General features: G+C 67.3%; 16 protein-coding genes and 1 tRNA gene. 3 read left to right on the top strand and 14 right to left on the bottom strand.

What is annotated here, in order from left to right:
- The 4 genes from MY55_RS15090 to MY55_RS15105 all read right to left on the bottom strand — a co-directional run bounded on the left by MY55_RS15090 (position 1) and on the right by MY55_RS15105 (position 4461).
- Positions 1–1158, bottom strand: a complete 1158-nt coding sequence (locus tag MY55_RS15090) for an SGNH/GDSL hydrolase family protein (RefSeq protein WP_081284706.1) — start codon at positions 1156–1158, stop codon at positions 1–3.
- Positions 1155–2141, bottom strand: a complete 987-nt coding sequence (locus tag MY55_RS15095) for an SGNH/GDSL hydrolase family protein (RefSeq protein ID WP_043573316.1) — start codon at positions 2139–2141, stop codon at positions 1155–1157. Before MY55_RS15095 ends, MY55_RS15090 begins: the two co-directional genes overlap by 4 nt.
- A 9-nt stretch (positions 2142–2150) precedes the next feature.
- Positions 2151–3551: an MBOAT family O-acyltransferase gene (locus MY55_RS15100; RefSeq protein WP_047236617.1), complete on the bottom strand. Its 1401-nt coding sequence runs from the start codon at positions 3549–3551 to the stop codon at positions 2151–2153.
- Between the two features lie 76 nt (positions 3552–3627).
- Positions 3628–4461, bottom strand: a complete 834-nt coding sequence (locus tag MY55_RS15105) for a symmetrical bis(5'-nucleosyl)-tetraphosphatase (RefSeq protein WP_043573311.1) — start codon at positions 4459–4461, stop codon at positions 3628–3630.
- A 118-nt stretch (positions 4462–4579) separates the two neighbouring features.
- Here MY55_RS15105 and MY55_RS15110 point away from each other — a divergent pair, with 118 nt between their 5' ends.
- Positions 4580–6604 (top strand): UvrD-helicase domain-containing protein, encoded by a 2025-nt coding sequence (locus tag MY55_RS15110; RefSeq protein WP_043573308.1) that lies wholly within the window; start codon positions 4580–4582, stop codon positions 6602–6604.
- Positions 6605–6888: 284 nt separating this feature from the next.
- Here MY55_RS15110 and MY55_RS15115 read toward each other — a convergent pair whose 3' ends face one another.
- Entirely contained in the window at positions 6889–7632 is a 744-nt protein-coding gene (locus MY55_RS15115) for a c-type cytochrome (protein WP_047236618.1), read from the bottom strand.
- 137 nt (positions 7633–7769) lie between these two features.
- On the opposite strand from MY55_RS15115, the gene MY55_RS15120 reads away from it, so the two are divergent.
- Positions 7770–7846: transfer RNA gene (locus MY55_RS15120), tRNA-Arg, on the top strand.
- Positions 7847–8182: 336 nt separating this feature from the next.
- On the opposite strand, the gene MY55_RS23615 is transcribed toward MY55_RS15120, so the two are convergent.
- The 9 genes from MY55_RS23615 to recC all read right to left on the bottom strand — a co-directional run bounded on the left by MY55_RS23615 (position 8183) and on the right by recC (position 22780).
- On the bottom strand, positions 8183–8377 hold the full coding sequence (locus tag MY55_RS23615) for a hypothetical protein (protein WP_157889332.1): 195 nt from the start codon (positions 8375–8377) through the stop codon (positions 8183–8185).
- 133 nt (positions 8378–8510) lie between these two features.
- Positions 8511–10373 carry an ABC transporter ATP-binding protein gene (locus MY55_RS15125; protein ID WP_043573303.1) on the bottom strand — a complete coding sequence of 621 codons (1863 nt, stop codon included), beginning with the start codon at positions 10371–10373 and terminating at the stop codon, positions 8511–8513.
- Positions 10374–10531: 158 nt separating this feature from the next.
- A complete protein-coding gene (locus MY55_RS15130) occupies positions 10532–10741 on the bottom strand; it encodes a hypothetical protein (RefSeq protein ID WP_043573301.1) in 210 nt (69 codons plus the stop codon).
- A gap of 275 nt (positions 10742–11016) precedes the next feature.
- Positions 11017–11898: an NUDIX hydrolase gene (locus tag MY55_RS15135; RefSeq protein ID WP_047236620.1), complete on the bottom strand. Its 882-nt coding sequence runs from the start codon at positions 11896–11898 to the stop codon at positions 11017–11019.
- A gap of 112 nt (positions 11899–12010) precedes the next feature.
- Positions 12011–13705, bottom strand: a complete 1695-nt coding sequence (recD, locus tag MY55_RS15140; protein ID WP_047236621.1) for an exodeoxyribonuclease V subunit alpha — start codon at positions 13703–13705, stop codon at positions 12011–12013.
- 39 nt (positions 13706–13744) lie between these two features.
- Positions 13745–14458, bottom strand: a complete 714-nt coding sequence (locus MY55_RS15145; RefSeq protein WP_043573297.1) for a substrate-binding periplasmic protein — start codon at positions 14456–14458, stop codon at positions 13745–13747.
- Positions 14451–15935 carry a polyphosphate:AMP phosphotransferase gene (pap, locus tag MY55_RS15150; protein ID WP_047236622.1) on the bottom strand — a complete coding sequence of 495 codons (1485 nt, stop codon included), beginning with the start codon at positions 15933–15935 and terminating at the stop codon, positions 14451–14453. The genes MY55_RS15145 and pap overlap by 8 nt, the downstream gene beginning before the upstream one ends.
- 84 nt (positions 15936–16019) lie before the next feature.
- Positions 16020–19586 (bottom strand): exodeoxyribonuclease V subunit beta, encoded by a 3567-nt coding sequence (gene recB / locus MY55_RS15155; protein WP_244270689.1) that lies wholly within the window; start codon positions 19584–19586, stop codon positions 16020–16022.
- Complete coding sequence (gene recC, locus MY55_RS15160; RefSeq protein ID WP_065202620.1) at positions 19583–22780, bottom strand: exodeoxyribonuclease V subunit gamma; 3198 nt, start codon at positions 22778–22780, stop codon at positions 19583–19585. Before recC ends, recB begins: the two co-directional genes overlap by 4 nt.
- A 279-nt stretch (positions 22781–23059) precedes the next feature.
- Here recC and MY55_RS15165 point away from each other — a divergent pair, with 279 nt between their 5' ends.
- A complete protein-coding gene (locus MY55_RS15165) occupies positions 23060–23446 on the top strand; it encodes a SirB2 family protein (RefSeq protein WP_047236623.1) in 387 nt (128 codons plus the stop codon).
- Positions 23447–23502 lie beyond the last annotated feature (56 nt).

The following is a 23502-nucleotide window of genomic DNA, read 5'->3' on the forward strand; positions in this document are numbered from 1 at the left end:
TCAGCGCCCCAGGCGCTGCATCAGGTTCAGGTAAAGGTCGTCAGCCAGGCGGGTGTAGCCCGGCGCGGTGAAGTGCACCAGATCGGGCCGGCCCAGCTGGTGCTGCTGCCACAGCCGCATGCTGCACGGCCCGCCCATCGCCTGCTCCCAATCCCAATACAACAGATGATTGTCGCGCGCCAACTGGCGCTGCGTCTGCTGCACCGCTGCCAGCATCAGCGGACGCTTGGGCCCCGCGCATTCCTGACTGACCGCCCCGCCCTTGCGGCGCGCGGAGTCAGGCGCGCCCAGCAGCAGAATGGCAGCCTGCGGCAGCTGCGCTCGCACCAGGCCGATGGCGCCCTGCAAGGTGGCGCGGTATTCGTCCAGGTCCAATTTGGCGTCGAAAGCCTCGTTGGTGCCGTAGGCCAGGATCACCAGGTCGGCGTCGCGCGCTGCCATCTGCCGGCCCCATATTCCGCCCCAGCGCCGCCATAGCGCCAGTTCGGCGCCATTGCTGCCTACGCTGTCCAGCACCACTCCCGGCGCCAGCTTTTCCAGTTCGAACCCGCCCAGTTCCGGCGCCGGCAGGCTGTCCGCCCGCAGCGTGAACGGCAGCTTCAGCTTCATTTCCACCCGCTGCCAGCCGGCGCCGGCGGCGGCCTGGATGCGCCGCGGCCCATTGCCGTCGTCCACAGTCAGCGATGCCGCGTCGCTTGCCTGGCGCAGCCAGACCCGCACCCGCCACAAGCTATTGTCCGCGGCGCGGGCCTGCACGCTCACCAGCGCGCCCGGACGCTGCGCCGCGCCGATGTAGCCGCCCAGCGGAAAGTCGGGGTCGTCGTCGCGGCGGCTGTTACGCAGGCTCCAGCCCTCGCTGCGCACCAGCCCCAGCGCGTTGCGCTGGCCCGGCACGTTGAGCGGCGGCAGCCAGCCTATGCCGGCGTCGCCGAAACGGGCTTGCAGCCGCGCGCGCAACTCGCCGCTGAGGTAGTCGGCGGCGGTATGCGAATCGCCGAACTGGATGATGCGCACTGGCTGCTGCGCATCAGCCTGCAAGCTCAGGCGCGCCGCCAGCCGGCTCAGGTTGGGTTCGCCGAAATCCTGCACCGGCGCGGCCTGGGCCTGGCCCGCCAGCGCGCCGGCCAGCAGCCAGCCCACAATGAATTTAGCTGTCATTCAAACCTCAATTCCGCCAGGACGCGGCGCGCCAGCAGCAGCTGGCCTTGCCGGGTGAAATGCACGCCGTCGGCGGTGCGCACCGCCACCTCGCCCTGGTCGGGCAATGTCATGAATTTGTTGAAACTGTCGTCGCGGCTGCCCAGCACCTCGCGGGTGGCGATGAAGCGCTGGCCGGCGGCCGCGGCTTCCTCGCGGTACAAGCGGTTCAAGTAGTGCGCGCCGTCGTTCAGCTTGTCCCGGCCCATATTGGGCAGGCCCAGCCACAACACCTTGATCTTGCGTTTATTCGCGCTCGCGTAAATGCTGCGGATGCGCTCGCGGTAACGCTGCTCCCACTCCGGCGAGGCGAAGCGGATGTAATGGCTGCCGCCTACCATGTCCCAAGTATCATTGGCGCCGATGAACATCACCAGCAGCTGTACTTTGGGATTGGCCGTCAATTGCCGCTCTATGGTAGCCGGCCAGTTGAAGAAGTCCGGATAGGTGAGGCCGGTGCTCTGCTTGCTGACGTCTATCGCCTTCACCTGGTGCTGGCGGAACAGCGGCGGCAGCAAATGCAGCGCCACCCCCTGCATCATGGAATCGCCGGCCAGCAACACCGGCAGGCCCGGCTGCAACGCCAGCCGGGGATCCAGCGCCTTGGCGGCGGCGGCCGGCGCCGAAGCCTGCGGCGGCTTCTTGGCGGCAGCGGCAACCGGCGCGGGCGTCTGGGCCAGGCAGCAGGCGTTCAAACGCTCCACCATCCGGCGGTCCCACATGCCCACCTGTTGCTGCAAAGCCACGCTTTGCTGGCGCAGGCCGCCGCCCAATTCGCCGCCCTCGCGCCACGGCGACAGTTCCTCCAGCTTCTCCAGCAGGCTGGGACTATGGAAAGTCTGCCGCCAGTAAGCATTGATGGCGGCCTGTTCCACCCAGAACAGCAGCAGCATGGAGCTGAGCAGGATGACGAGGATGCGGCGGTGCGGATAGGCGGCTAGCATGGCGGACGATCAGAATTGGTAGTAAATGAAGGCGGGAATGCCCGACGGCGCCAGCGAAATCACCAGCAGCGCGCAGGCGCTGAGCAATAGCGGCTTGCCCCACCAGGGCAAGGCCGCCAACTGGACGATGCAGCGTTCGCGCAGCGGCGCCAGCCTGGGCAGCGCCGCCAGCCACAAGGCCAGCAGCAACAGCAGGCCCGGCGCGTTCAGCGTCAGCGTCTGGCCGGTGCCAGCCATCGCGCGCAGAAAGTCCATCGCCTCATCCAGCGACTGGGCGCGGAAGAACACCCAGGCCAGGCAGACGTAGTGGAAGGTGATCAGCCGCGCCAGCCACGGCCAGCGCTGGCTGACGCCGTCGCGCCGCCACAGTTTGTCGCCGATGTTCAGCCCCACCACGCCCAGGCCATGCATCGCCCCCCACGCCAGATACTTCAGGCTGGCGCCGTGCCACAGGCCGGACAACAGCATCGCCGCCAGCAGATTCGCCTGGCCGCGGGCGAAGCCGCCACGGTTCCCGCCCAGCGGAATATAGATGTAGTCGCGGATCCAGCTGGACAGCGAAATATGCCAGCGCCGCCAGAAATCGCGCAGGTTGAGCGCCAGGTAGGGACTGTCGAAATTGCGCGGCAGCTGGATGCCCAGCAGCAGCGCCAGCGCGGTGACCAGGTCGGTATAGCCGGAGAAGTCCAGGTAAATCTGCAGCGCGTAGGCATAGAACGCCGCCCACACTTCCAGCGTATGGAAGGTGTCCGGCGCGGCGAATACCGGGTCGACCCAGGCGCTGGCCAGCCAGCCGGCCAGCCACAGCTTCTTCAGCAAGGCCAGCACGATCAGGCCCAGCGCGCGGTCGAAATTCGCCGCCTGGCGCAGAGCCGGGCTGCGCAATTGCTCCAGCAGGTCGCGCGCGCGGCAGATCGGCCCAGCCAGCAAGGTGGGGAAAAACACCAGGAACAGCGCGAACTGCGGCAGGCGCGCCGGCGCCATCTCCTTGCGGTACACCGAAACCAGATAGCTGACCGACTGGAAGGTATAGAAAGAAATCCCCACCGGCATCAGGATGTCCAGCGCCGGCAGCATCGCCGATATCCCCAGCGCGTGCAGGCCGGCCTGCGCGCTTTCGCGGAAAAAGTCGAAATACTTGAACAGGGCCAGATTGAACACCGCCAGGGCCAGCGCCAATTGCAGCCAGCGCCGCGGATGGGCCGAGGCCAGCATCTTGCGGCTCAGAGCATGCTGGACCAGCGTGTAGCAGGCCAGGATGGCGGCGAAGCGCCAGTCCAGCTTGATGTAGAACAGGTAGCTGGCGACCAGCAGCAGCAAGTTCTGCAAGCTGGGCATGCGGCGGCAGCCCCAGTAGGCGGCGAAAAAGCCGACAAATGCCAGGGCGAATTCAATGGACAGATAGCTCATGCTGAAGGTGAAAGCTGGCGGAGGGCGCAATTATGACAACAAGGCCAGCCTCGCACCAGCTTCCGTAAAACTTTATTTATCTGCCGGCGGGAAGCAAAATCTCCCGGTAAGCCGGGCATGGCAGAGAAAACAGCTGCCTGTCATCCAGCCGCAGCGCCGACAGGCTGCCGCCCCACAGGCAGCCGGAGTCTATCGCCAGCACATCATCGTCCAGATGCACCCCCAGCGCTGACCAGTGGCCGCAGACGATGGGCGTGCCGCCATGGCGGCGGTTCGGCGCCTCGAACCACGGAATCAGGTTGGCCGGCGCGCCGTCCAGCTCGCCCTTGTAGCTCAGGTCGAGCTCGCCGTCGCGGGTCAGGAAACGCATCCGCGTCATCACGTTGACGATCAGCCGCAAGCGGTCAGCCCCTTTCAGATCATCGCTCCAGCGCACCGGCTTGTTGCCGTACAAACGGCCGAGAAACTCGCGGTGGCGCGCGCCGGACAAGCCGAACTCGACCTCCTCCGCCAGCCGGAGCGACTTGGAGATGCTCCACTCCGGCAACAGGCCGGCGTGCACCATCGCATAGCCCTGTCCCTCCAGCATCATCGGCTGGCAACGCAGCCAGTCCAGCAGCACCTTGCCGTCGGCGGCATTGAGAATATCGCCTATGGTGTCGTCGCGATGCAGCTTGCCGAAGCCTTCCGACACCGCCAGCAGATGCAGATCATGATTGCCCAGCACCATCTCCACCTGGTCCTGGTGCTGATAGACCCAGCGCAGCACGTCCAGCGACTGCGGGCCGCGGTTGACCAGGTCTCCGGTCAGCCACAAGGTATCCTTGCCGGGATTGAAGTCGATTTGCCGCAGCAGCTGCTGGAACGGCGCGAAACACCCCTGGATGTCGCCGATTGCGTAGATGGCCATGTTCTTTCCCTGAGAAGCGGATCGGGATTGCCGCCCATCCGCGATGAGCCATGATACCGCATGCTACAATGCACGGTCCTGATTACCGATTTGCTACGCCCGCCCGGGCGCCACCGCCATGTCCGCACCCCTGCTCAATCCGCCGCAACGCGCGGCCATCCATTACCTAGACGGCCCGCTGCTGGTGCTCGCCGGCGCCGGATCCGGCAAAACCCGGGTGATCACCTACAAGATCGCCCATCTGGTGCGCGAAGGCGGCATCCCGGCGCGACACATCGCCGCCATCACCTTCACCAACAAGGCCGCGCGCGAAATGCTGGAGCGGGTGAGCAAGCTGATGACGCCGGCCGAGATCCGCGGCATCACCGTCTCCACCTTCCACTCGCTGGGCATGCACATCCTGCGGCAGGAGGCGCCGCACCTGGGCTACAAGACCCAGTTCTCCATCCTGGACGCCTACGATGCCGGCAAGATCATCGCCGACATCCTGAACACCACTTCCAAGGACGAGATCCGCAAGGTGCAAAGCCAGATCTCGCTGTGGAAAAACGACCTGAAAACCGCGGACGACATGATGGTGAGCGCGGATGGCCAGTGGGAGAGCGTCTGCGCCCGCACCTACCTCGCCTATCAGGACACCCTCACCGCCTACCAGGCGATGGACTTCGACGACCTGATCCGGCTGCCGGTGCAGCTGTTCCGCACCCACCCTGAAGTGCTGCTGAAATGGCAGGGCAAGCTGCGCTACCTGCTGCTGGACGAATATCAGGACACCAACACCTGCCAGTACCAGATGGTGAAGCTGCTGGCCGGCGTGCGCGGCCTGTTCACCGCGGTGGGCGACGACGACCAGTCCATCTACGCCTGGCGCGGCGCCAATATGGAAAACCTGCGCTTGCTGCAGCAGGACTTCCCGGCATTGAAGGTGATCAAGCTGGAGCAGAACTACCGCTCCACCGCCCGCATCCTGCGCGCCGCCAACAGCGTGATCTCCAACAACCCCAAGCTGTTCGAAAAGCAGCTGTGGAGCGAGCTGGGCCTGGGCGAGCCGATACACGTGGTGCAATGCAAGGACGAGGAGCACGAGGCGGAAACCGTGGTGCAGCGCCTGCTGGCCCACAAGTTCGAGCACCGCACCGACTTCAAGGACTACGCCATCCTCTACCGCGGCAACTACCAGGCGCGCATCTTCGAGCAATCGCTGCGCAACCAACGCATCCCCTACCAGATGGCGGGCGGCCAGAGCTTCTTCGACAAGCCGGAGATCAAGGACCTGCTGTCCTACATGCGCCTGATCACCAACCCCGACGACGACCCGGCCTTCATCCGCGCCATCACCACGCCCAAGCGCGGCGTCGGCGCCGGCACGCTGGAAAAGCTGGGCGCCTGGTCCGGCCAGTACGGCAAGAGCCTGTTCGCCGCCGCCCATGATGCCGGCCTGCGGGTGCAGATCCAGGCCGCCCAGTTGGCGCCGCTGGAGCAATTCTGCGAATTCATCAACCAACTGCAGTACCGCGCCACCCGCGAGCCGGCAGGCCAGCTGTCGCTGGAGCTGTTGCAGGCGATAGGCTACGAAGCCTGGCTGTACGACAGCGAGGACAGCCCCAAGATCGCCGAAACCAAGTGGAAGAACATGCTGGACATGGTGGGCTGGCTGGCGAAAAAGGGCGAGGCCGACGGCAAGAACCTGATCGAGCTGACCCAGACCATCGCGCTGATCACCATGCTGGAAGGCCGCGACGAAGGCGAGGTGGACGCGGTGAAGATGTCCACGCTGCACGCGTCCAAGGGGCTGGAGTACCCGCATGTGTTTCTGGTCGGCTGCGAGGAAGGCATCCTGCCGCACAGCGAATCGGTGGACAACGGCATGGTGGAGGAAGAGCGGCGGCTGATGTACGTCGGCATCACCCGCGCGCAGCGCAGCCTGACATTGAGCTACTGCGTCAAGCGCCGCCGCGCCGGCGAATGGCAGTTCATCGAACCGTCGCGCTTCATCAACGAAATCGACGGCGAGGATCTGCGCCACTTCGGCAAGCCCGGCGCCGAGCCTTTGGTCAGCAAGAGCGAGGGCAAGAGCAAGCTGGCCAGCCTGACCGCGATGCTGGCCAGCAAGGACAAGTCCGGGGAGCCGCCGGCACAGTGAGCCCCAACAGAAGCGCGCAGCGTCCGCCAAAAGAAAAATGGCGCCGAAAGGCGCCATAAAGAAGAATGAGGAACATCTCTGGGTGAAGCGAGGCTGGGGAACCTCACCTGACTGGCAAGCCTGAACCGCTAACCGGTCAATCAGATGAGCTAATGATGCCGCAACTCCGGCCGGTTGCCACCTGTCCTTTCTATCCGGTCACATTTATTGACATTTCTCCGCCAACCAGCGGACATAAAAAAACACCCCGCTGCGGCGGGGTGTTTCGCGTCTGGCGGCCGGGTTTACTTGGAGTTATTGACCATATACTCCACCGCGGCGCGAAACTCGGCGTCGCTGCCGGTGTAGCCGCCCTTCGGCGGCATCGCGTTCAGGCCCTTGGTGGCGATTTTCACCGCTTCGTCCAAACCCGGCTTCAGCCTGACCGCCCAGGCCGCCTTGTCGCCGAACTTCGGCGCGCCGGCTATGCCTGCCGCATGGCAGGTGGTGCACACGGTGTCATAAATCTTCTTGCCCACCACCGCCGGGTCGGCGGCGGCCGTGGCGCCCGCCGCGCCGCCCACCGCAGGCTCGGTGAACTTGGCGCCGCCGGCATTGCCCATATAGGCGACCGCGCGCTTCACTTCGTCATCGGTCAGGTCGGTTGCGCCGCCCTTGGCCGGCATCGCGTTGAAGCCGTGCAGCGCGTGATCCACCAGCGTCTCCCAGCCCTTGGCGATATGCGGCGCCCAAGCGCCGGCGTCGCCGAACTTGGGCGAACCCGCCAAGCCCGCGCCATGACAGGAAATGCAGATGCCCTTGTACACCTGCTCGCCGGTGCGCATGCCCGGCGGCGCGTCGCTGGCTCTGGATTCGCCGACAGGCTTCAGACGAGCGGCGACCGCCTCCTTGGTCATCACCTCGGCATCCACATTGAAACCACTGGTCGCCAGTTTGGCCAGAAGCCAAATCGCCACGACAAGAAAGACAACGATGCTGACCAGAACCTTTATGATCTGGCCGGGGGCCATTCCGTTCTCATTACTCATCCCAAGCCTCGCCTGAAAAAATGACAATTAAAACCGGTTGATTATAAGGTATGCATGTACGCAAGGCAAAAAACCATACTCTGGACTCGGATTAACTAATTGAGGTATGATGCGTCGGTTGATAGCAGTTCTGCAGCGCACCCGTAGCTCAGTTGGATAGAGTGTCAGTTTCCGAAGCTGAAGGTCACAGGTTCGATCCCTGTCGGGTGCGCCAACAAAATCAAGGGTTTGCAAGCGTACCGCTGCAAACCTTTTATTTTTTCCGCATCGTTTCGCATTTCATTTCCCTTTCCGTCCATAAACCGCAAAATTGCCGGAAGCACCGGTCTTTTGGCCAGAAGCGGCCTTGACGCATCCGCATCAAGCTTTTTTTTTGAGCGGAAACTTGATTTGGATCAGCTTGGCGTCGCGATTCGCCAACTTAAATGATGTCGTTCTGCAACGCTTTTTGCCCCCCCGCCCCATTGGACAAACCTTGCGTCGTCACCAGCCAGGCAGACGCCAGCGAAAAATCGTCCGACATCCCGCCATCGGCGCTGCGACGCGGCCCTCACCGCCAGAAAAACTCGACGCGCTGATCGCTGCCGCCATATGTCGGATGATAGGCGATGAATCGCCATAAGCGACAGGCGGCATGACCCGTCCCCCGCAAAAAATCCCTTTCCCCCGTCAGCGTGGTTGCGCCGGCCAGGCGCGGGCGCCGAGTAGAAAAGTCATCGATCAGGCTAGTGTCCGGCAGCTTCACTTCTGTTTCCAGACCTCGAACCAGGGATCGACATGTTCTCCCCCGGCACATTCAGCCCGCGCCGTCCATCGCGCGCCCCTCTCGACCATGCAGAAAAAACCCCTGCGGCGGCTGCGGCAGGGGTCGGTTCACATCATCCCATCAACGAGACTTGCTCGTCCTGATCGTCGTCCTCTTCGCCGAGGAAGCCGCCGCTCTGGTGCGACCACAGCCTGGCATACAGGCCGCCGCGGGCCAGCAGCTGCTGATGGCTGCCCTCCTCCACCACGCAACCGCGGTCCAGCACGATCAAGCGGTCCATCGCCGCGATGGTGGACAGCCGGTGGGCGATCGCCACCACGGTCTTGCCTTCCATCAGCCGGTACAGGCTGCTCTGGATCGCCGCTTCCACTTCGGAGTCCAGCGCGCTGGTGGCTTCGTCCAGCAGCAGGATAGGCGCGTCCTTCAACATCACCCGGGCGATGGCGATGCGCTGGCGCTGGCCGCCGGACAGCTTGACGCCGCGCTCGCCGACATGGGCGTCGTATCCGACGCGGCCCTTCGGATCGGTCAGCGTCTGGATGAAATCGTCGGCCTCGGCGCGGCGCGCCGCGGCGACCATGTCCGCGTCGTCGGCGTCGGGACGGCCGTACAGCAGGTTTTCGCGCACCGAGCGGTGCAGCAGCGAGGTGTCCTGAGTCACCATGCCCACCTTGCCGCGCAGGCTGTCCTGAGTGACGTCGGCGATATCCTGGCCGTCGATCAGGATGCGGCCGCCGTCCAGATCGTAGAAGCGCAGCAGCAGATTGACGATGGTGGACTTGCCGGCGCCGGAGCGGCCGACCAGGCCGATCTTCTCGCCCGGCCGTATCGTCAGGTTCAGCCCGCTGATCACGTTCCTGGCGCCGCCATAGGCAAAGTCGACATTGTCGAAGCGGATCTCGCCGCGCGGCACCTGCAGCTTGACCGCGTCCGGCTTGTCCACCACCGCCACCTTGCGCGACAAGGTGGAGATGCCGTCCTGCACCGTGCCGATGTTCTCGAACAGGCTGGACATCTCCCACATGATCCAGTGCGAGATGCCGTTCAGCCGCAGCGCCATCGCGCTGGAGGCGGCCACCGCGCCGATGCCGACCTGGCCCTGGCTCCACAGCCACAAGGCCGAGCCGGCGGTGACGCCGATCAGCAGCATGCTGCTGAGCTGGTTGACGATCTCGAAGCCGCTGACCAGGCGCATCTGGCGGTAGGCGGTGGCCAGGAACTCCTGCATCGCGCCCTTGGCGAAGCGCGCCTCGCGCTGGCCATGCGAAAACAGCTTCACGGTGGCGATATTGGTGTAGGCGTCGGTGATGCGGCCGGTCATCAGGCTGCGCGCGTCGGCCTGGCGGCTGGCGGCCTTGCCCAGCCGCGGCACGAAGAACCACAGCGTGGCGACGTAGAACGCCAGCCAGCCGAGGAAAGGCGGCAGCAGGTGGGCGTCGAAATGGCCGAGCACCGCGATCATGGTGACGAAGTAGATCACCACGAACACCAGGATGTCGGTGATGATCAGCACGGTGTCGCGCACCGCCAGCGCGGTCTGCATCACTTTGGCCGACACCCGGCCGGCGAATTCGTCCTGGTAGAAGCTGAGGCTCTGCCCCAGCAGGTGGCGGTGGAAATTCCAGCGCAGCCGCATCGGAAAGTTGGAGAACAGGCCCTGGTACTTGCTCATCGCCTGCAGCGCCACCAGCAGCACGCTGCCGAGCAGGATGGCCGCCAACAGCCATAAGTGGCCGCTCTCGCGTTGCAGCAGTTGATCAGGCGGGACCTTGGACAGCCAATCCACCACCGATCCCAGCATCGAGAACAGCAAGGCTTCGAAAGCGCCGATGCAGGCGGTCAGCAGCGTCATGCACAGGATCAGGCCGCGCAAACCTTGGGTGCAGAACCAGATGAAGGAAAAGAAGCCCTGCGGAGGCTGGGCCGGAGGCGTGTCCGGATAGGGAGATATCCGGCGTTCAAACCAGGAAAACATAAAGATCGCTCCATTGTCTGGAACCAAGCCGGTTCCGGATAAGGGGTTCAAGTGGAGCGATGACGGTAGCGTATCCTAGCCTGGTTCGCAATGGGAAAGTTGCCCTTGAGCCGAAAAAAAGCGCCGATTCCGGCTGGGCGGCGGCGCATTCCGGCGCATCATGCCATCGGCACCATTTTGACGTAGACCTCCTCCAGCTTCTCCGAGGTCCTGGCCTTCAGGTCCACCTTGTGCACCTCGGCCCGCACGCGCCCCTTGTAGACCTGCAGCATCAATTCGGCGGCCCTGCGCGCCTGCTCCTGGGTGGGGTGCAGCGGACCGCTGTCGTCTATGCCGAAATCCGGAGAGATCAGTTTCAACCGATACATTATTATTGTCTCAAGATAAAACGGCGTGATTGAAGTTTTTATACTAAATGCATTTCCTCAAGCCCATTCTACATGAGTTTATTTGACAGAAACTATTGTCATGTTTCTGTAAAAAACCAGAAAAATACGTCAATAATTCATACATAACAGCGAGATGGCGAACCCGCCTGCCTACAGGGGAAGTGAGCAAAGCGCATGCCAGGCCCGAATAAGCGAAAACCCGGCTTCGGCCGGGTTTTCTCGTTGCGCATCACACCGCGCCGAACAAGCGCCGTTTAGGCCGGCGTCGCCAGATCGCGTGACTGCCCGTGGCGTATCCGCGCGAGCGCCGCCGCCACCTGGCCGTTGCCCTGCTGCCAGTAACCCAGCCGGCACAAACAGTCTAGGCTGACCAGCGCGGCGTCTATCATGAAGCGCTCCGCCACCAAGAGCTGCTCCACCTCGGCCAGCGGCAGCAACAGATGCTCGGCCACCTCGCCGTCCTGACAAGCCGGCCGCTGCCCCTGCGGCAGCCACAGATCGTAGGCATGCAGCCATTCCCGGTGCAGCCCGCGCGCCACCGGCCGCTCGGCCAGCAGCAGCGACTCCGGCCGCAAGCCCAGCAACGCCTCGCGCGCGATGCCGGCCTCTTCCCAGCCCTCGCGCTCCAACGCCAGCTCCAGCGTCTCGCCGGCGGCCACGCCGCCGCCCACCAGATTGTCCATGCGGTTGGGGTCCACCGCCTTGTGCGGGCTGCGCCGCCCCACCCACATCCGGATTTCGCCATCGTCCAGCCGGCACAGACCGTTGACGTGGACCGCGCGGCTGGTCAGGCCCAGCGGGCGGAAAGCCGCGCGCTCCAGCTCGAAATAAGCGGAGCCGTCATGGCGAAAGGCGGTGAAATTCTCGTTGCGCCAGCCGTTGAGCCAGCCGGCCTGCTGCCAGCGCCGCGCCGCCTGCGCCAGCGCATGGCTGATGCTGCGGTAGCTGCCGTCAAGCCGGCAGAGCATGCCCTGATAGTTTTCCTCGAACAGCGCCGCCTCGTGCCGGAGCAAGCGCTCCTTCCATTGCGCGTTGACGCAACCCATGCGCTCGGTGCCGATGTAGAGCGGCGTGAACTGTTGCGCATCGAAACGGCTTACCTTGTCCAGATAGCCCAATACGGCATCCACCTGCATGACGACTCCCCCTGCGGTTTTTCCGGGAAGGCTGCATATTAGGATGTCTGATCCGGCTTGACTATCCTTGGGCGCACAAAGCCGGCAAGTGTTGCATTCCGGCCATCGCGCCTCAGCGCAGGCGGTCGGCCAGGCCGGAATGGCGCTGCGGCGCCAGCTCGACGCCGCGCAGCCACACCTCCCCGCTTCCCGCCGCGGCGAAGCGCTGGCGCGCCCGGGTGATGGCGGTGTACAACAAGGCCCGGTTCAGCAGCGCGCCCGGCTGCGACGGCAATTGCAGCCACACTTCGTCGTACTCCGAGCCCTGGCTCTTGTGAACCGTCATCGCGAAAACCGTGTCGTGCGCCGGCAGCCGGCCGGGGGCGAATTCGCGCCAGCCTCCGTCGCCCGCCGGGAACACCACCCGCAGCCCCTGGGCGCGCGGCAGCGCGAAACCGATGTCGCCGTTGAACAGGCCCAGGCCGTAATCGTTCTCGGCTATCATCACCGGCCGGCCGGCATACCAGTCCCGTCCCGGCTGCTTCAATCCGGCCAGCTCCAGCTGCCGCTCCAGCTCGCGGTTGCAGTCCGCCACCTGGCGCCGCTCCGCCGCCAGCAGCATGAAGGCGGAAAAGGCGCGCTGCACCGCGTCCGGCTCGGCGCCGGCGGTCGCCGCCTGCAGATAGCCGCGGCGCTTGTCCAATAGCGCCGCGGCCGCCACCGCCGGCTGCAGGCCGATGTCCGGATGGCCGCCCGCCTGCAGCAAATCCAGCGAGCCCCGCCCGTCGCCGCCGTTGACCAGGCGCGCCAGTTCGCCGATGCCGGAATCGGCGCCGAAGCGGTGGCTGTGGGTCAGCAAGGCCACGCAATCGGTGAGCCGTCCGCCTTCCGCGCCGTCGTCCGGCAGGCTGTCGCCGCACACCCGCCGCAGCCATTGCCGCGTCTCCTCGCGGTAGGCGATCCGGCCGCACAACTCGCCCAACACCGCGCCGGCCTCCACCGACGACAGCTGGTCGCGATCGCCCAGCAGGATCAGCCGCGCCTGCGACGGCAGCGCCGCCACCGCGCGCGCCATCAGCGCCAGGTCTATCATCGACGCCTCGTCCACCACCAGCACGTCCAGCGGCAGCGGATTGCCGGCGTGATGGCGCGGCGCCTCCGCGCCGGGACGCAGGCCCAGCAGGCGGTGCAGGGTTTCCGCCTGCGCCGGCAATTGGCGCCGCACCGCCTCGTCGACATCCAGCCGGTCGCGCGCGCCGCGCACCGATTCGGACAGCCGCGCCGCCGCCTTGCCGGTGGGCGCCGCCATCGCCATCACCAGCGGCCGCGGCGACAGCGCCGCCAGCAGGGCCAGCAAGCGCACCACGGTCGTGGTCTTGCCGGTGCCCGGCCCGCCGGAAATCACCATCAGCCGCTGCCGCGCCGCCAGCGCGGCGGCCAGCTTCTGCCGGTCCGGCCCGGTGTCGCCGCCGGGAAACAGCCGCGCCAGCAGCGCCGCCAGCGCGGACTCGTCCGGCGGCGGCAGCGGCTCGGCCAGCCGGGCCAGGTCCCGCGCCAGGATGTCTTCATCGTGCCAATGGCGGGCGAAATACAGCCGGCCGGCGTCGTCCAGGATCAGCGGCGCGTAATCGCCGGGCCTGCCGACCAGCTGGCTGCGCTGCAGGGCTTTGCGCTCGGCGCGATGCGCGAGCGGCAGGCAGACGTGGCCGGCCTGGTTGGCGGCGCTCAACTCGCGCACCAGCGCCAGCACCGCGTCGTCGGCGTCGGGAAACAGCCGCAGGAACAGGCTGGAAAGTTGGTCGGGCAACAGGGAGATGGCGGAATTCATATGGCGGTCAGCGGTTGGCGGCCTGCGCGCAGGCGTCGGTTATTTCGCGGCGAACAGCGGCTTGAGCTTGCCTTGGCCGTTCAGGGTCTGGATGGCGCGGTTCAGCCTGGGCAGCAGCTCGCGGTATTGCGGATGCAGGCGCAGCATCACCGGCAGGCTGCCGGCCGACTCGCCCGGCTGGCAGCGCCGGCCTTCGGTCTGGCGGCTCCAGTAGCGCGCGCGGCCGCGCTCCAGCACCACCGCCTGCACCCGGCCTTCGCGCAGCTTGTCCAGCAGTTCCTCTTCGTTGCCGGACACGTCGCGCCGCAAACGCTGGCTCTGGAAGGCCGGCTCCAGCAGAGGGTACTGCTGGCCGGGCAAGGTGCCCACCGTTCCGCTTTTCAGCTCCGCGGCCGGCGTCCTCCCCTTGGCCAGCGGCAGGCACAACACGAACTCCACTTCGCCGAACGGCTGGGTGTAGAAGCCGGCCACCGGCGACAACGCGCGCCAGGCCGGATTGACGCCGGCCTCCATGTCCAGCCGCCCCACCTGGAACAGCTGCTCCAGCCGCTGGGTCGGATAGTAATCCAGCTGGAAGCGGATGCCGCTTTGCTGGGCGATCAGCGCCAGCGCCTGGCGGTAGGTTTGCAGCAAGCCGCCCTCCTCCGCCTGGCGCAGGGGTTCGGTGGTGTCGTTGGCCACGCCGGCGCGCAGGGTTTGCGCCGGCGCCGACGCGCACGACAACAGCAGCAGCAGACCGCACAGCCTATTCACTCAGTCTCGCCTCCAGCGCGTCGCAGATGGTGGTCAATATCTTGATGCGCGCGAAATACTTGTTATTGGCCTCCACCAGCGTCCACGGCACCTTGCTGGTGCTGGTGCGGTCGACCATGTCGCTGACCGCCTGGCGGTAAAGATCCCACTTGTCGCGGTTGCGCCAGTCCTCGTCGGTGATCTTGAAGCGCTTGAAGCCGGTTTCCTCCCGGCCCTTGAAACGCTGCAGCTGCTCGTCCTTGCTGATCGCCAGCCAGAACTTCAGCACGATGGCGCCGTTTTCCGACAACTGGTGCTCGAAATCGTTGATCTCGTAATACGCCCGCAGCCAATCGGCTTCCGGCGCGAAGCCCTCCACCCGCTCCACCAGCACCCGGCCGTACCAGCTGCGGTCGAAGATGGTGATGCCGCCCTTGCCCGGCACATTGCGCCAGAAGCGCCACAACCACGGCTTGTCCCTTTCCTCCTGGGTCGGCGCCGCCACCGGCACCACCCGGTAGCGGCGCGCGTCCAGCGCCTGGGTGATGCGGCGGATGCTGCCGCCCTTGCCGGCGGCGTCGTTGCCTTCGAACACCAGCACCAGCGAATGGCGGGCGAAGCGGGCGTCGCGCGTCAGCTTGTTGAGCCGGCCCTGCAGCTGCTCCAGCTTGGCGCGGTAGGCGTCCTTGTCCAGCTTGCGGTCCAGCTCCAGCGCGTCCAGCACCAGCTTGTTGTCTATCGGCGCCAGCAGCGGCGGCGCCTCGACGCGGTCGGTGCTCAGCATCGGCTGGCCGATGCGGTTGCGCATCGCTTCCAGGATGGTGTTGGCCACCGTCAGGCTGCGGTAATTGGCGTCCTCGCCGTCTATCACGATCCACGGCGCGTGCGAGGTGTTGGTCAGCCTGAGCATGTGCTCGCCGTATTTGCGTATCTTGTCGTAGCGCTCGTAGTGCTCCCAGTCGCTCTTGGTGACGCGCCAGCTGGTCGCCTGGTCCTGCTCCAGCTGCTTCAGCCGCTGTTTCTGCTTGTCGCGGCTCAGGTGGAACCAGAACTTCAACACCACCGCGCCGTCCAGCGTCAGCATGCGCTCGAAGCGCAGGATGTCGAAGATCTGCCGGTCGAAGGCGTCGCGGTCGCTGCGATTGAACACCCGGTCGAACAGGGTGTCGGAATAATAAGAGCCGAAAAACATGCCGATGCGGCCTTTGGCCGGCAGCTCGCGCCAGTAGCGCCACATCCATGGCCGCGCCCTCGCCTCGTCATTGGGTGCGTCGAAGGCCACGGTGTGGATCAGCCGCGGGTCCAGCCACTCGTTAATCAGATTCATCGTCTCGCCGCGGCCGGCGCCGTCGAAACCGTGGATCAGGATCAATACCGGGAAGTCGGCCTTTTCCTTCAAATCGTACTGCACATCCAGCAATGCCTCTCGCAGCGAGGGCATCATCTTGCGAAAGGTTTCCTTGTCGATGCGGTGGCCGATCTCGGCGGATTCAAACATGCGTCACCATCCTTATCCCCTTGCTTAGCTTAGTTGCAGTCCCCGGTAGGCCACACTGCGTAGAACTACCGAGCCTTCCACGATTCAATGCCCGCCCAGCAGGCCGTCCAACGCGTCCAGCAGCGCGGCGCAAGGCGCATCGGCCCATATTCCGCCGCCGCCCTCCGCGCCCATGCCGCGCAAAAACAGGTAGCGCACGCCACCGAAGCGGCTGTCCCAATCGACGCCGCGCGCGCGCAGGTAGCGCCGCAGCGCCACCAGGTAGATCAGGTACTGCAGATAGTAGTGCTCGCGCGCCACCGCGGCGGCCAGGCTGTCGCCGCGGTAATCGCCGAACTCGCCGCCCAGGTGGTTGGACTTGTAGTCGATCAGGTAGAAGCGCCCGCCCATCTCGCACACCAGGTCAATGAAACCCTTGAGGAAACCCTGCACGGCGGCGAAATCCAGCCCCGCCGCCGCCTGGCGCAGCGGCTCCGCCAGGCCGTGCGCCGGGTCCTGCAGCGCCGCGATCAGCGCCGCCACGTCCAGCCGCGTCACCGGCAGCGTGAATTCCAGTTCGATCAGCCGCTTACCGTCCGCCACCTCGCGCAGGCGCGCGCCCGGCGCCAGCTCCGCCTCCAGCGTGGAAACGATCAGCTCGCAGCCGGCGTCCAGCCATTCCTCGCCGAAGCCATGGCGCGCCAGCGCCGTCGCCACCGCCTCGCGGATGGCTGCCGGATCGGCGCCGAAGCTGATGCGCTCGAAGATTTCGTGCAGGCAGATGCCGGCCTTGGCCCCGCGCGGAAAACTGAAGCGGTCGCGCGCCGGCGCCTCGGTCGGCGACGCCGGCTCGGGCCGCGGCTCGCGGTCGTGGTCTGGCGCTTCGGCCAGGTGGCCGCCGGCCGCGTGGGTCAGCGAGGTGAAGCTGGCGATTTTCCACGGCGTATACAGTTTGCGCGCAAACGGCCGCGCGGCGTAGCGACGCTCGGCCGCCTCCGCAGCCGCCAGCGCGTGCCAGCCCTCGTCGGCCAGCACCGCCATCGCGCCGCCGCGGCCGGCGGCGAAAGCGCGCAGCTGGCCCTCCACCTCCGGACCATCCAGCTTCAATTGCTCCAGCGCGGCCAGGTCCGCCGCGCCCGGCGCGTGCAGCAGCCAGGACAGCGCCGCGGTCTGCATGTCCTTGACCCAGCCCCAGCCCAGGTATTGCCGGTACTGCGCGCGGGTCAGCGCCACGTACAGCAAGCGCAGCTTCTCCGCCAGCATCTCGCTGCGCGCCGCCAGCCGCACGCCCTCGTTCGCCACCACGTCCGGCGCGAGCCAGGGCGCGTCGCCGCGGTGGTAGCTCCAGAAGCTGGCGCCGCGCCGCTCCAGCGCGCCGTGCCACAGGAAGGGGCAGAACACCACCGGGTACTGCAGGCCCTTGGAGGTATGCACGGTGACGATCTTCACCAGCGCGGCGTCGCTCTCCAGCCGCAGCACCGCCTCCTCGCCGCGCGGCGGGTCGGCCACCCGCGCGGCGAACCAGGCCAGCAGCGGCGCCATGCCCTGGCGGCTTTCGCTTTCCTGCTGGATCAGCTCGGCCAGGTGGCCCAGATTGGTCAGCCGGCGCTCGCCGTCGGGAAGCGGCAGCAGCCGCGCCGCCAGCTGTTCGCGGGCGAAATAATGGCGCCAGGCGGCCATGAAGCCGTGTTCGCGCCAGCGCTGATGGTCGCCGGCGTTTCGCAGCAGCTCCGCCTCCCAACTGGCTTCGTCCTCCAGCCGCGCCTTCAGTTCGGCGGCATCCAGGCCGCCCAGCTCGGTGGCCAGCGCCAGCCGCAGCCGCGACTCGCTGGCCGGCTCTGCCCAGGCGTGCAGCAGCGCCAGCATCTCGCCGGCTTCGACGCTGGCGAACACGCTCTCCTGGGTCAGCGCCACGCTGGCCACGCCGCGTTCGCGCAGCGCCAGCCGGATCCGGTCGCCCTGCTTGTGGGTGGCCACCAGCACCGCGATGTCGCCGCCCTTCAAGCGCCGGCGCGCATCGCCCTTGACGATGGAAGCGCGGTCGGCGACTGCCAGGCTCAGCAAGCGGGCGATCTCGTTGGCGCAGGCGACGGCGGCGGCCTCCTCGGCCGCCTCCTTGCTCAACGCCTTGTCCCCGGCGGCCAGCCATTGCGCGTTGAACGGCGCGCGGTCGTCCTCCACCTCCAGGCGGCCGCCGGATGAAGGCTGCGCCGCCACCGGCTGGTAGGCGATGCCCTCGATCAGGAAAGGCAGCTCGCGGCCGAACAGCGCGTTGACGGTGGACACCAGCGGCGCGTCGGAACGGCGGTTGGTGTCCAGCGTGTAATGGCGCTCGGCGTCGCCGCGGGCGGCCAGGTAGGCGAAGATGTCGGCACCGCGGAAGCTGTAGATCGCCTGCTTGGGGTCGCCGACCAGGAACACCGGCCGCGCCTGCTCGACGAAGCAGCGGCGGAAGATCGCGTACTGGGTGGGGTCGGTGTCCTGGAATTCGTCGATCAGCGCCGCGCTGAAGCTGCGCGCCACCTGGGCCGCCAGCAGCGGGCCGCTGTCCGGATGCGCCAGCGCCGCGCCCAGGTCGGTGAGCAGGTCGTCGAAGCTGCGGCTGCGCTCGACGCCGCGCCGCCGCGCCAGCTCTTCATCGGCCCAGGCGATCAGCTCCAGCTTGAGGCCGGCCAGCGAGTTGGCCACCTGCGCCATATAGCCGTCCCAGGCCGCGAGCCAGGCGTCAACCCGCTCGAACAAAGGGTGGGCCGGCGGCGCGCAATCCTTCTTCATGCCCTTGGCCAGCGCCTCCGGCCTGAGCTTGTCCAGCGTCTTGCGGCTGTCGCTGTCCAGCTCCGGCAGGCCGTCCGGCTGCGCCAGCCAGCCGCGCAGCGCCGCCGCCGCGCGTTCGAGAATGGCGGCGCTGTAGACATTGCCCTTGTAGCCGGCATGTTCGGCGAACAGCCGCAGTCCCTCCTCCGCCAGCTCGGGTTCGGCCGCCAGCGCCTGCCAGCGGCTTTGCGCCAGCCGCTGCGCGGCCTCTAGGCCGGCGGCGTCCGGCGCCTGCAAGTTGAGGTAGGGCTTGGACAGATAGGGGCGGATTTCCGCCAACCACTGCTCCGGCGTGGCGCGCTGTTCCACCAGCACCTGCGCCAGCAGCGGCTTCGACACGATGCGGCGGCGCCAGAAGTCGTCGACGATCTCCACCAGCCGGCCGGCGTCGTCCTCCATCAGTTCGGCCTGGAAGGTCTGGCCGCTTTCGAAGGCCGCGTCGGTCAGCACCCGCTGGCAGAAGCCGTGGATGGTATAGATGGCGGCGGCGTCGAAACCGGCGATGGCGGCGGCCAGCCGCTGCCGCGCCAGTTCGCGCGCGGCGCCGGCGGGAAAGCGCGCGGCCAGCGCCCGCAGGAAGTCGTCGCCCCCGGCCTTGTCCTCAAGCGCCGCCAGCATCTCGCCCAGCCGGCGGCGCAGGCGTTCGCGCAACTCGGCGGTGGCGGCCTTGGTGTAGGTCACCACCAGCAGCCGGTCTATCGTCGGCGGCGGCTGGCCGTCGCTGTCCTCCAACAGCAGCCTGGCGAACAGCGCGGCGATGGTCCAGGTCTTGCCGGTGCCGGCCGAGGCCTCGATCAGGTTGACGCCGCCCAGCGGACAATTGAGCGCGTCCAGCGCCGTGGCTTCCATCGTCGTCATCGCTCTTTTCCGCCCAGGCGCTCGGCCAGCGGCAATAACAGGGTTTCCGCCAGCTGGGCGAACAGCGGGTCGTCCAGCGGCTGTTGATGGCGGAAGGCCAGCGCCAGCGCCGGCTCGTCGCGCTGCGCCATGCCGCCCTCCAGCACGAAGCCGGGTTGCCATTTCTGCCAGGCGGCGGCCAGCGCCGCCTCGCGCGCGTCCGGCGCCTTGGCCAGCGCCTCGGCGTAGGCCCAGCTGGTGCGGCCGAAAAAGGGCAGCGGCTGCGCTTGGCCCTGGCGCCAGCGCGCCAGCCACGGCGCCAGCAGGCCGGCGGCGTCGATCTCATCGGCCAGCGCGGTGCTGCCGGCGTCGTCGTAAACCGCGCTGTGGCAGGCGATGCCCGCCGGCCGCGCCGCGCACAGGATCAGGTGAGTCAGCCACAATTCGATGCGCTGGGCGGCGTTGAGCTTGCCGACGATGAAGCTGAGCCGGCCCTCCGGCCGCAGCCCGTACAGCTCCCCCACCAGGGTGAAGCCGCCCAGGCTCAGGTGCACCGGCTGCGGCGGCAGGGTTTCCTCCGCCAGCGCGCGCGGCAGTCTGCCGGCCAGCCGCACGCTGGCGCGGCCTTCCTCCTGCAGCCAGGCCTGGCCCAGCTCGCCGCAGGGCAGCAGGCCGGCGGCGGCGGCCCGCTCGCGCAGCGGGGCCTGCGGCCGGCGGTGCAGCATCGCCTCCACCAATTGCTGGCGCAGCGCCCGGCTGGCGTCGGCCTCCATGCTGAACGGCTCGCGCGCGGCCAGCTCGTCCTCGCGGCCGGACAGCCGGATCGCCAGCCGCTCGGCCAGCCAGGCGCGCGGCGGATGTTTCCAGAAACGGATGAAATCGTGCAGGTTGAGCACGCTGGCCGGCTCCTCCGGCGGCAGCGGCGCGAGGAAGGGCCGCGGCTCGGCCTGCGGCGCCGCCAGCGCGGCGGCGAAGGCCGGCTCGAAGCTGGCCAGCCGCGCGTCGGCGCCGTCATAGGCTTGCGGCGCGAACGGCTGCAGCGGATGGCGCAGCGTCAGCCTGGCGGCCAGGTCCTCGCCGCACATCGCCGACAGGCTATCCATCAACTCCGCCACCAGCGGCGACGGCGGCAGCGTTTCGCCGCTGCGCGCCGACTGGCCGACATAAGACAGGTACAGCGTCTGCCGCGCCGACAGAATGGCTTCCAGGAACAGGTAGCGGTCGTCGAAGCGGCGCGAGCGGTCGCCGCGGCGCGGGTGGCGCGCCACCAGGTCGAAGCTGACCGGGCGCTCGTCGCGCGGGTAGGCGCCGTCGTTCATGCCGATCAGGCACAGCGCCTTGAAGGGGATGGAGCGCATCGGCACCATCGCGCAGAAAGTGACGCCGCCGGACAGGAAGCCCTGCGCCGAGGCCACGCCCAGCTGGCGCAGCAGCCAGTCGCGCGCCACCGGCAAGCCCACCGCGGCGTCGAAGCCGGCCAGCTCGGCGTCTTCGGCCAGTTCGGCGAAGACGCCGCGCAGCGTCTCCAGCGCGGCCTCGTCGTCGCCATCGGCCAGGAACAGCCGCTCGCAGGCCTGGTGCAGGCGCTCGGCCCATTGCCGCGGCGAAGCCGGGGCTTGCCATTCGCGCGCCAGCGCGTCCAGCGCGTCGTAGCAGTTGGCGAAACGCGCCAGCGCCTCGCCCAACTGCCCCTGCGCGCCGCCGTGGGGCAGCAGCCCGGCGAACAGGCCGGCGGCGTCGCCGGCCAGCGCCGGCGGCAGCACCGTGCCCAGCAGCAGCCTATCCAGCCCCCAGCGCCAGGTGTAGAGCGGGTCGGCCGGCAGGCCCAGCTGCGCCTTGTGCCCGGCGTCGCGACCCCAGCGGATGCCGGCGTCGCGCACCCAGTCCTGGATGAAGGGCAGATCGGCTTCGGAGAGGTCGAAACGCGCCAGCAGCGCCGGGCTGTCCAGCAATGCCAGCACCGCGTCGGCGGCGAAGCGCGAATCGGCCAGCCGCAGCACCGCGGCGAAGGTGGACAGCAGCGGCTGTTCGCGCTCCACCCGGCGGTCGGCGATGCTGTAGGGGATATTGGGGGCGTCGTCGCGGCGGCCGAACACCGCGTCGATATACGGCGCGTAGCGGTTGATGTCCGGCGTCAGCACCGCCACGTCGGCCGGGCTGAGCTTGGGGTCGTCGGCGAACATCGCCAACAGCCGGTCCTTCAATACCTCCAGCTCGCGCATCGGACCGTGGCAGGCGTGCAGCTGCACCGAGTGATCGTCCGCCGCCATCGGCGCTGGCGCGGCGGCCGGGTCGTTCAGCTCCAGGATATCGCGCTGCAGCCGCGCCAGCAGGCTGCTTCCCTTGGGCGCGGCGAACAGCGGCTTGGCGTCCAGCTCGGCGTCCTCGGCGATCAGCTCGAAGAAATCGCGCCCCTGCTTGCCCAGCGAGGCCAGCAGCGGGTGGCCTTCGCTGGCGAACAGGTCGCCGGCCTGGCGCAGCCTGAGCTTGCGGCGGGCGTCGACGATGTCGCCCCAGTAGGCCTCGCAGGGATTGAGGGTGAACAGGCAGACGTCGGTCAGTTCGGACAGCCGCTTGACCAGCGCCAGGTACATCGGCGCCAGGCTGGCGATGCCGAACAGCGTCACCCGCGCCGGCAGGTGCTCGCTTTTGAGCTGGGAGAAGAATTCGTCCAGCATCCGTACCCGGTGGCGGCCGGGGTCGCTCTCGGCCAGCCGACGCCACAGCGCCGCCTGCCAGGCTTCGTCCTCGCCCAGGCCCAGCAGCGCGCCGCTCTCCCAGGCCCGGATCCAGTCGGGGCGGAACACCAGGTATTGGTCGAAAATGTCGGCGATCTTGCCGGCCAGCTCGAAAGCTGCGCTCTCGCCGCCTTCCAAGTAATGGCGCACCGGGCCGAAGGGCTCGCCGTCCAGCGTCGGCAGCAGCGCCAGCAGCCGCCAGGCCAGCACTTCGGGCACGAAGGCGGATTTCCTCGGCAAATCCGGCATCACCTTCTGCATCAGCCGCCAGGCGAAGGCCGCCGGCAGCACGAAATCGACATTGGCCGCCACCCCGGCCTTGCGCGCCAGGTCCAGCGTGATCCAGCGCCCCATGCCGCGGCTTTGCACGATCACCGTCTCCGCCGCGAACGGGTCGGCGAGCGGCATCGCCTGGGTCATGCCGCAGAACAGCTCGCCCAGTTGCTCCAGACGGTTGGATTGGTAGAGAAACAGCATGGAAGGTGGCGGCAGTCATCGGATGCGGATATGGCCCGATTGTAGCATCGCGCGCCGCCCGCGCCCGCATCGCATCGCTGGCGGCCCTTCCATGCCATCGGGCTTGCCGCTTGACGGCCATCAATGCCCGCCCGCGCCGGAAAGCATTCAATAGGCGGATGGAAATGCCAAAGTCATATCCAATGCGCGGCAGCTCAGCCGCCTCGGCTATAAATCGCCGCCGCCGCCGTGTACCATGGCGGGCATCGGCGCCCTCGGCGCCTCCCCGGGCTCCTGGCCATGTATCCGTACCTGATCGTCAAACACGCCCACATGGGCTTCGCCTTTCTGTCCATCCTGCTGTTCGCCGCCCGCGGCGGACTGGTGCTGAGCGGCCGGCAACACCTGCTGGCGACCAAGCCGCTGCGCATTCTGCCGCACCTGATCGACACCCTGCTGCTGGCCTGCGCCATCGCGCTGGTGGTGATGGGCGGCTGGCCGATACTGCACAGCCCTTGGCTGCTGGCCAAGATCGCCGGCCTGGTCGCCTACATCGCGCTGGGCAGCATCGCGCTGCGCTACGGCGCCACGCCCAAGACCCGCTGGCTGGCCTTTGTCGCCGCGCTGGCGGTGGTGGCCTACATCCTGCTGGTGGCCGCCACCAAAACGGCGCTGCCCACGCTGTAAGCGCCGCCGCCCTTGACTGTGCCCGATGCGAACGCTAGGACACAGTAGGGGCGCGG

Origin of the sequence: Chromobacterium subtsugae (assembly GCF_001676875.1) — a bacterium.
GTDB lineage: Bacteria > Pseudomonadota > Gammaproteobacteria > Burkholderiales > Chromobacteriaceae > Chromobacterium > Chromobacterium subtsugae.